At 75.0% G+C, this 1,587-nt stretch carries 2 protein-coding genes; one reads left to right on the top strand and one right to left on the bottom strand.

All coding sequences use genetic code 11. The features are described from left to right. Nucleotides 1-8 precede the first annotated feature (8 nt). Nucleotides 9-743: an SDR family NAD(P)-dependent oxidoreductase gene (locus VR44_RS11620; protein ID WP_045947362.1), complete on the bottom strand. Its 735-nt coding sequence runs from the start codon at nucleotides 741-743 to the stop codon at nucleotides 9-11. Between the two features lie 166 nt (nucleotides 744-909). Between VR44_RS11620 and VR44_RS11615 the strand changes: the two genes are divergently transcribed. After that, nucleotides 910-1,527: a dihydrofolate reductase family protein gene (locus tag VR44_RS11615; RefSeq protein WP_045947361.1), complete on the top strand. Its 618-nt coding sequence runs from the start codon at nucleotides 910-912 to the stop codon at nucleotides 1,525-1,527. The last annotated feature ends 60 nt before the right edge of the window (nucleotides 1,528-1,587 follow it).

Genomic DNA, 1,587 nt, shown 5'->3' with positions numbered 1-1,587 from the left:
CCCGGGGGCTACGCGGCGTGGCCGCCGTCCACCGAGAACTCCGCCCCGGTGACGTACGCGGCGTCCGGTCCGGCGAGGAAGGACACCATCGCGGCCACCTCCTGGGGGGTGCCGTAGCGCCCGAGCGCCGTCATCGACCGCTGCGGGTCCGCGTACGGGCCGTCGGCCGGGTTCATGTCGGTGTCCGTGGGCCCCGGGTGCACCAGGTTGGCGGTGATGCCGCGGCCGCCGAGCTCCCGCGCGAGGGACTTCGTCAGGCCCGTCATGGCCGCCTTGCTCATCGCGTACAGCGTGCCGCCCGGGCCGGGGACCCGCTGCACCATGCAGCTGCCGATGGTGACGATCCGTCCGCCGGAGCCCATGTGCCCGGCCGCCGCCTGCGCGGCCAGGAAGGCGCCCCGGACGTTGACGGCGAGGACCCGGTCCACGTCGGCGGCGCCGAGGCTCCCGATCGGGCCGAGCACGCCCGCGCCCGCGTTGTTGACGAGGACGTCGAGCCGTCCGAGCGCGCGCACGGTCTCCTCCACCGCCGTCCTCGGGCCGTCGGCGGCGCCCGCGTCGGCCCGTACCGCCAGGGCCCGCCGGCCGAGTGCCTCGATCTTGCCGGCCACCTCCGCCGCGGCCTGCGCACCGTCGACGTAGGTGAGCGCCACGTCGAAGCCGTCCTCGGCCAGCCGCAGCGCCGTGGCCGCCCCGATCCCCCGGCTGCCGCCCGTCACCAGGGCCACCGTGTTGCCGTTCATGTCCGTTCCCTCCCGAGCTGTTTGGTTGCGTGTTCAATGAAATCCGGTGGCGCCCCGCGGCGCTGGCGGGAATCCGACCTCGCGTCCACGCGCGCCGCACCGATGAGACCCGGGGCGCCCGGGAGTCTGGAGGGGGACAGGACACCGACACGAGGAGCGCCGACCCATGGGCAAGCTGACCCTCACCACCTTCCTCACCCTCGACGGGGTGCTCCAGGCGCCCGGCGCGCGGGAGGAGGACGACAGCGACGGCTTCGCCTACGGCGGCTGGGTCGCCCCCCACGCCGACGCGGGCATGCAGGAGTTCATGGGGGAGGTCTTCGGCCGTGCCGGCGCCTTCCTGCTCGGCCGGCGCACGTACGAGATCTTCGCCGCGTACTGGCCCCACCACGACGACCCCGCCAACCCGATCGCGCACCGGCTCAACCGGCTGACGAAGTACGTGGCCTCCACCACCCTGAAGGAGCCCGCCTGGGGGCCGGCCGCCGTCCTGGACGGGGAGCAGCTCCAGGCGGAGGTCGTCCGGGCCAAGGACGCGACCGAGGGGGAGCTCCAGGTGCACGGCAGCGGGCGCCTCGCGCAGTGGCTGCTCGCGCGGGACCTGGTCGAGGAGCTGAACCTGCTGCTCTTCCCGGTCTTCCTGGGTGCGGGGCGCCGCCTGTTCCCCACCGGCTGCCTGCCCACGGCCTGCGAACTGACCGCCTCGCGCACCACCGGCAGCGGCATCGCCATCCACACCTACCGCCCGAAGGGCCGGGCCCCCTTCCAGGACTTCGAGGCGTGAGACGGGCGGGGCGGTCCGGGGGCGGCCCGTAAGCCTTGCCGGACGGGCCCGGGGTCGGGG

The sequence above is a fragment of the Streptomyces katrae genome, from assembly GCF_000966975.1.
In the GTDB taxonomy this organism is placed as follows: Bacteria; Actinomycetota; Actinomycetes; order Streptomycetales; family Streptomycetaceae; genus Streptomyces; species Streptomyces katrae.
The sequence above is the reverse complement of the archived record's forward strand: the minus strand, read 5'-3'. Positions and strand labels throughout refer to the sequence as shown.

Coding starts and splice junctions, on each gene's coding strand:
- VR44_RS11620 (WP_045947362.1), bottom strand. CDS start 743: ATGAACGGCAACACGGTGGCCCTGGTGACGGGCGGCAGCCGGGGGATC.
- VR44_RS11615 (WP_045947361.1), top strand. CDS start 910: ATGGGCAAGCTGACCCTCACCACCTTCCTCACCCTCGACGGGGTGCTC.